Annotated in this window: 7 protein-coding genes; all 7 read right to left on the bottom strand. The window is 35.3% G+C overall.

Features of this window, described 5'->3' with window-relative positions; translation table 11 throughout:
* Positions 1-92: 92 nt before the first annotated feature.
* Positions 93-851: a hypothetical protein gene (locus tag CFPU101_RS24785; RefSeq protein ID WP_206818496.1), complete on the bottom strand. Its 759-nt coding sequence runs from the start codon at positions 849-851 to the stop codon at positions 93-95.
* Between the two features lie 42 nt (positions 852-893).
* A complete protein-coding gene (locus CFPU101_RS25865; protein ID WP_242578256.1) occupies positions 894-1,310 on the bottom strand; it encodes a hypothetical protein in 417 nt (138 codons plus the stop codon).
* Positions 1,311-1,361: 51 nt separating this feature from the next.
* Complete coding sequence (locus CFPU101_RS25860) at positions 1,362-1,889, bottom strand: hypothetical protein (protein ID WP_242578255.1); 528 nt, start codon at positions 1,887-1,889, stop codon at positions 1,362-1,364.
* A gap of 86 nt (positions 1,890-1,975) precedes the next feature.
* Positions 1,976-2,866: a DUF6262 family protein gene (locus CFPU101_RS24775; protein ID WP_206818494.1), complete on the bottom strand. Its 891-nt coding sequence runs from the start codon at positions 2,864-2,866 to the stop codon at positions 1,976-1,978.
* Positions 2,863-4,836 carry a site-specific integrase gene (locus tag CFPU101_RS24770; RefSeq protein ID WP_242578254.1) on the bottom strand — a complete coding sequence of 658 codons (1,974 nt, stop codon included), beginning with the start codon at positions 4,834-4,836 and terminating at the stop codon, positions 2,863-2,865. Before CFPU101_RS24770 ends, CFPU101_RS24775 begins: the two co-directional genes overlap by 4 nt.
* On the bottom strand, positions 4,829-6,289 hold the full coding sequence (locus tag CFPU101_RS24765; protein ID WP_206818492.1) for a tyrosine-type recombinase/integrase: 1,461 nt from the start codon (positions 6,287-6,289) through the stop codon (positions 4,829-4,831). Before CFPU101_RS24765 ends, CFPU101_RS24770 begins: the two co-directional genes overlap by 8 nt.
* Positions 6,286-7,365, bottom strand: coding sequence for a tyrosine-type recombinase/integrase (locus tag CFPU101_RS24760; RefSeq protein WP_206818490.1), 1,080 nt, complete (start codon positions 7,363-7,365; stop codon positions 6,286-6,288). Before CFPU101_RS24760 ends, CFPU101_RS24765 begins: the two co-directional genes overlap by 4 nt.
* Positions 7,366-7,493: the final 128 nt, after the last annotated feature.

Genomic DNA, 7,493 nt, shown 5'->3' with positions numbered 1-7,493 from the left:
ATTATCTTTTACACAACGTCCACAATATATAACAAATAAAGCTTTATTTGTTATATATTCTTTCTACAACAATATTAGAACAAATCTTTTTCTTATCGTTTGAACTTAGACAAAATACTTAAAAACTCATGTACCACTTTTTTTGAAGAGTTATAACATTTTTCTGCACTATAATGTTCAATGCAGAGAATCCCAGATTGTTTAAACCAAGCATCTTTTTCTTTATCTTTCTCGTATCTATTTGGGTGATGAGAAACTTCTAAAATGCCCCAAGTCCCTTCATGGCAGACCAAAAAATCCACTTCTCGATGATCCTCATAAATCTTGCCCGTTTCAGCCCTAACAGCTAATGGTAAGGGAAAAAAGAGTACCTTAGTGTTTTCTAGCTCCTGTGCAATTCTTACCTCAGTTTGAGAGGCAAATTTCATTTCATTGTAAATAATTGGATTTTTTTCCTTTCTACTAAAACATTTTTCAGTAACTAATCCTTGATTTAATTCTTTAGAATTGGTTATTAAATATTTAATTATTTTTTGCCAATTTTCATCTACTTCCATGAGTTCAACTCTATATTCTATAGGAAAATTAGACATATCATGCCAAGGATGTCCTTTAGCTATAAAATTAAAATTTTCAGAAAGGAGCGTCCTGATTTTTTCATTTTCTTTAACTCTTTCATAATTATCGAATGTCAAATAAACACAAAGTCCTTCAATTGTATCTCCAAATCTATTTTGTTGCTCATCAAGTTCTAATCTAGCATCAACAATCAGTGACGCACATTCAGTAAAATCGTGTCTGATTAAACTTTCAATCCAAGTGCGATGTAATTTCTCTATAAAATTGGTCATTTTATTTTCTACTTCAAAAATTTTTGTTCAATTATTAAAAACTTAAAATCCAATAAAATCTTTTAAGTCTTCTAAAATCTTTTGTATTTTATCTTCATCTCCTAATTCCCAATTACTCACTCGAAAGACTTGCCAATTTTCCTTACGTAACTTCCTATCTTCCTTCAGACGTTTTGCATAAGTTTCTTCATCAGCTTTCCACCTTGAATCTTGTTTAATTGCATAATGACTAATATCATCTACTAGAATCACGTATCTCTTATTGTTCCAAAAAGCAACGAAATCAACTCGATATATTTCATCTGAATGTGTTGAGGAAATAGCTCGAAGGTTTTTCTTGGACTGGGAGTGCCACTGAATCCATGCTTGAGGAATTAAAACGGGAATATTTGTTTTTGCCATTTTCAATTTTTTTGCATATTCTATAAAAAATTTTTTTTCAAGTTCGGTTTGATTCATATTTACCAAGCTATCTTTTAATCCTCTATTATTTGAAGCATCTAGATTAAATCAAGATTCAAGTGACTTAAACGAAAAATTTGGATAAATTTTCCCTGTTAATAATCCTAATCCATCTTGTAAGTCATATTTAAGTTTTTGACTACCTTTCTCTGCTGTAATAGCAAAATTAGGTTTTGGGATACCAAATGGTAGCCCTGCGGGAAATTGATAAGAAAATAAATCTTTGTCAACTATTAAATCTTGTTGTATAATTTTACCATCTTTGAGTAGTAAGTTATTCTTCAAACACAAAGAACGAAGCTCATTTTTAGATTCATCAGTCAAATAATATAGCTGTAAAGTATATTCGATAACTTTCATAAATTTCTGAGCTATTTCTTGACTTTGCCAATTTACACTTTTATAATAAGTTTCAACAAGTTGGCGACGTGTAGGGTTAGATGATAAGTCTTTATCAACCGAGGTAAATCCTGCACTTGTAAAAATATCACTAATCATTTTAAGAGTAAGATAATTAACACAGAATTCTCTATACTCTAATTTAAGAATATTTAATTGATCAATTAAAGCTTCCATTATTTGCTACTTCGTTGATAGTTATTCCTGATTAAGTATTCCCATTTTTAATCAACTTTTTAACAATCAAAAATATTTTGTAAAGCTTATGTCAGATCCTTTATAGGATACTGAGATAACATTTGGGCAAAAGATCTCCATTCACCACCAGACGTATAAACTACGATACCATTATTCTCTTTTTGACTGGCTACCACCAAACCTTTCTTCTTAGCTAATGGAAACCATTCGTTGAACTGCTCCAACTCAGAGGCGGCCTGTACCGAGTCATTGGGTTTCCATTCCTCTTCTATCGCTTTCTTCAACCAACCTCCAGGGCGTTCGATGTTTCCTGTAGCTAGAGCTTCCTTGTAAGCTTCGATAGCGTTGAGTACCGCTTCTTCTGGGGTTGACTTGATGAGTTTGGTCAACGTTGGGTTTAATTGTATTCCTGCTGCATTTAATTGAGCTTGAACTTCATCGCTAATTTCACCTTTGGTTTTGCTAACAATCGGGATAACCTTGGTCATTGTCATGGTTTGGTTTGCCTCTTTCAAAAGAGTTTCTAAGCGTTTGATGGTATCCTGCTGCCGTTCTACCTGTTCAGTTAAGTAATGTACTCGATAAACCTGACCTGCTAAAGCTTCATTCTTACGTTTGAGTTCATTATTCTCTGCTTCTAAGTGTTGAATGCGCTCTCTAAGTTTGGTGATGATTTTTCCTGTAGCCGTTGAATTGGGTTTTGGCACAGGTGTAATTGGCATGGAGTTTTGGAGTGAACGGATTTCGGCAATATGGCGTTTGAGTTCAGGATACTTATAAAGGTAACTGACACTAACGTTAGCCTCTTTAGCTATGGTTTGAAAGTTAACTTTGGCATCGATCTTCTGTAAACGTTCGATAGCTTTATAAACTCGGTTTAGGGAATCCTGCTTACGAGTTTCTTGAGCGTGTTTGAGGGTATTAATTCTGGTTTCTTTAGTATCTTCCCTGCTCATGCTGCCTCCTGTAATGATGCGATAATCTTGTCTAACTGGTCAGCCTGTCGCCCAAACTGCTCTACTAAAACGTCCTGACCCATTGTTAAAGCCTTGGTCTGCTTGCCCCTGAGTTCGTCACGAGTTTTGATGTATTGAGGAAGTTTTTCAGGCACAGCAACGAAACATGGGCAGGTGTAGCAAGCTCGGAATTTCTCACAATTCTCATTTAATGAAAGACCGCAATAGCCATAGATGGGTGTGTTGATATGTGTCCCTTCTAATTCCAGCTTATGAGCGACTGGATTTTCCCAAAAAGATTTAGGAAGGGACTCGTATAGTAAGGGTTTGCCGTCTCTGTTAACTAAAGCTTTATGAATATGTCCTGTTTCTCGTTCTATTAACTCACAACTGACCTCGGTGTAATAGGTGCTGGTGGTAGCGAAGTTTTTATGACCCGCCCAAGCACTCACTACCGTTAGATCGTGTCCTTGCTCAAATAATTGTGTTAAACGTGTCGGTCTTAAAAGTTTTAATTGAAATACGGCTAATTTCCCGTTCTCATCTAAGATATTTTCACTTTTAATCAAACAACGAATTGCTATGGTTAAAGGATTGGAATCATTGTAAATAACTTTTTTAACGGGTTCTAACTTAGATTGAGATGAATCTATTGTTGATAATCCATGATAATGGCAGAATAAATATTCCCAATCCTGACCCCATAAGGCATTAATGTAATCCAACTGCTCTTGGACGACCTTAGCTATAATTCTAGTTATGGGAATTTCATGATAATCATCAGTTTTTTTCCGATGCCAGATTAATTTCCATAAAGGGCCGTCTTGAACCAAACAATCTTTTTTAAGAAGAGGCAATTCTGATGGCCGCATGGCTGCGAAAAAGCAGATAATCCACATCCTTGCTATCGGGTCGGGAAGCTGATGTAAATTCGCTTCTATTTGTTCACGAACGACATCCGATAAAGGGTCGGGGTTTCTCATATATGCTTTAGGATAATCCTCATTACGGATAATATCTTGGTTAATTTCAAACCAATCTTTCATCGTACCAATTGCAAAAAAATCACGTAATCCTCCTATCTTATGCCTATTTATTGTTTTCTCTGTTGCTAAATAATCGAGGATAATACTACGATTTATTTGAGAAAATTCAGTTATACCTTTTGTTTCTAAATAACTAGAAAAAGTTTTTAAAATTAATAAGCGTTTTTCAATCGTGGCGAAAGAACTATTAATTTCACATAAATACTGAATATATTTTTTAACTTTTTGTTTAAACCATTCTAAACGAAATGGTAGAAATTTAATAATAGCTCGTCTTAAATCTGTTAAATCATACTTCGGATTAATCGCTCTTAAATCCCATTTATCTTCATCATAATTAAATGAATTAATCGGCGAAGTTAGACAAGTATGATAGCTAATATTTTTACTGATTAAATCAATACTATCATTGTACAAAATCCAGGTGCAGTTTTTACATTTGAAGCTTTTTTTATTATTTTTGTTAAGATGGCAAAAATAGATACTATGTGCTTCGCATTGTGGACAAACAAAATCCTCTATTAAATGATTGGTATACCAAATGATTCCAGCGTTTATTGGGTCAGCTACGGCTTGAATATTTATATCACATGATTCTCGACTTACATGACGGCAAAATGAACAGCGAAATATCCGTTTGTTCTTATAAATCCCTTGAGGAACGATCCCCTGACATTGGCAGTTAGGACAGCAAAATTCACCATGATAATCTTTATTCCAATCTGTTTTTTGATCTTTTAGTCTTGTTTCTAAATAACACGACCGTTTTTTTAAATCGATAGAGCTTAATGTTTTACCACATCCAAAACGACAAATAAATTGTCTTTTTTCACGCTGTTTACCTGCTAAACCTATTCCTGGTTTGCTACAAGAAGGGCAGATAAATTCACCTCGATAATCTTTTTTCCAATCAATTTCAATCATTATTAGCTTCCAATCCCTCAATCCTTCTCATCAATCCTTCTCTATCTTCTGCCAACCCTTGTTGCTGTCTTATCATCCCCAAATGTATTGCTATCTCCAATTCAGCTTCTATCCTAGCCAAATCTTGTTTAAGATAGAGTAAATCCTCGATTGATGTCCTCCAATGTTCGCATCTACCACAGGCGTTAACGGTTTGGCACTTTTCTTTCAACGTAGAACGATGACATTCTCCATATAAAGTGGAAATTTGGTGCATCCTCCGTCTCACTAGCTCGGTAATCGGATTTTTGGGTTGATAAGTAGCGACTATTTTTCCCATACTACCGACATATTTAGTTTCTTTCATCAATTCCTGATATTCATCACCCAACATCTGCTTGAGTAGTTGTTTATAATGATTTTGCATATCGGGAGAGCGGTGCCTTAAATATTTTTGAATGATTAAATCTCTAATACCTGCATTGCTCATCACAGTAGTAAAGGTTTTTCTAAATTGGTGCGATTTGAAATGCCAAATTCTCTCTTCTGTAGTTTTTATATTATACTCTTGTGCCAGTCTATTTAACCAACCATTAAAAGTGCTTATTGACATAACTCTAGGTGCTGGCTTATAAATATAATTTCCGTCATTACTGCCAAATAATTTATGATAAATATCCCCAAAACCTTGTCTGATGAACTCTTGTTGCTCTTGTATAATAATCACTAAGTCAGGACAAATTGGTATTTCATCCTCTACTAAATATTTTTCTGTCAGAAATCTTAACCGCCATTGCTCGTTTCGTTTTCGTAAACAGTCTAAAGGCAGATTTAACAATTCACCTATCCGCAAACCAGTGCTTCTAATTATTATTATCATCCGTTGTATCGGTTCAGGCAAATGATGGAGATGTTCGTCTAACTGTTGCCATACTTCCTCTGGAATATACTCGATATCCTTATTTTTATGGGTTGAAATTTTAGACTTACCTTTGAACCAATGAGTGTCCACATCTAACCATTCTTCAATACGACAGAGATTGAAAAAATTCATTAAAGTAGTATATTGAAGTGCAATGGATCTAGGTGAGAGTTTTAATGACTGTAGATAATGTTCATATTCTTCAAACAATAAGTTATTTATATTCTCATAACTAAAAATACATTTTTGTTGAATGAATTGAGAAAATCTCGCCAGATTGGAAATATCATCTTTTATATATGCAGGTGAAAGTTTCCGTTGGCTTCTCATTAATACATAAAGTTTAACTAATAATTTTAACCAATCTTGTTCTACTCTCTGAAAACTGATTGTTAGAATTTTATGATGCTCGTTAACTCTTAATCCTAAATCTTCAATTGTTTGCCAGATGTCTTTTTGAAGCAGGGGGTGATCAAGTAACTGTCTTGCTTCCTCGTTTTTAGCTAACAACCACTGTTGGGGTTTCAAATTCCAATCAGGTAAACTACTCATTCTTCTTCCTCTTGGGAGATAACGCTTCTCAAATCCGTTTCTTCAATAACGTGGCAGTAAATGTCTAATGTCGTTTGAATACTCGTATGTCCGAGTAAATATTTGACTCGCTCTGGTGGGTATTGGGCTTTAAGAAGCCGTGTTGCGTATGTGTGTCGAAATAGGTGAGGGTAAACTTTAATTCCCGTTTTCTGACTCAATCGATAAAACATAGTATTGATAACACCTGCTTTCATTGGCTGACCTACTTCTCCTTCCCAGATGTTGACGAAGACATAGGGCGATTCCACTTCTGGGTATTCATAAATGAGGTAATCGTTATACATCTTCAAGAGTTCAGGAACGACGGGGATAGTTCGTTCTTGTCCTTTAGCTCTAGCTCCATTGGGGTGATTTCGTCTCTTAACGGTTATGAAGTAATCGCTACCATCTCCTACGTCATCGTGAAACAAACCAAGCAACTCACCAACTCGTAAACCTGACCCATTAAGCATCATAATGAGTAGTTTGTCTCTGATGCGATGGCAGGCATTAACTAACGTTTCTATTTGAGAGTCACTTAAGCAACCTGGAAATTTCTTCGGCTCTTTGAGTTTGACCAACTTCTGCCGAACAGGTTTGCTCTTGGCGATGCCTGTTAGCAATCCCTGTTTGGTCATGCCGTAGGGAAGATGAAACCTATCAAACTGTTTGAAAGAGACCGTAGAGTTGGCGATATGGTAATCATAGAAACCCGTAACTGCCGTAATCGCTCGATTGATGCTCTTCTCCGTTCGCTTGGCTTCTACAGTCTGCAATGAAATAACAAAAGTATTGCCTGTCCTGAGCCAATAAGCGAAATCTTCCAAGTCACCGACATTTACATTTCTCCAATCGAGATGCTTAAGTTCGAGGAAAGTCCACCACAATTTCAGGTCATAGCCGTAGGATTTCACCGTGTATGGCGATCTGCTAGTGCTTAGAGAAGTCAGGTAGCGTTGAATTGGTTCGACAATCTGATAAGTCTTTCCATCTAATATCAACCAAATAATCTCATTGGTGGTGGGGTCAATTCCTTTTTGTAATGTGAGCTTCATGTACTTAATCTTACAGTACAACATTCGTTATAGACATTAAATTTTGTAACGATAGATCTTTACATGACAGCTAAAAAAACATTTGTTGTTGTTGTTGTTTAAGATATTTATTTTGTAGAAGATAACAA

The sequence above is a fragment of the Chroococcus sp. FPU101 genome, from assembly GCF_017312365.1.
Classification (GTDB): Bacteria; Cyanobacteriota; Cyanobacteriia; order Cyanobacteriales; family Microcystaceae; genus Chroococcus.
Note: the sequence above shows the minus strand (reverse complement) of the source record. Positions and strands in the feature narration are given on the sequence as shown.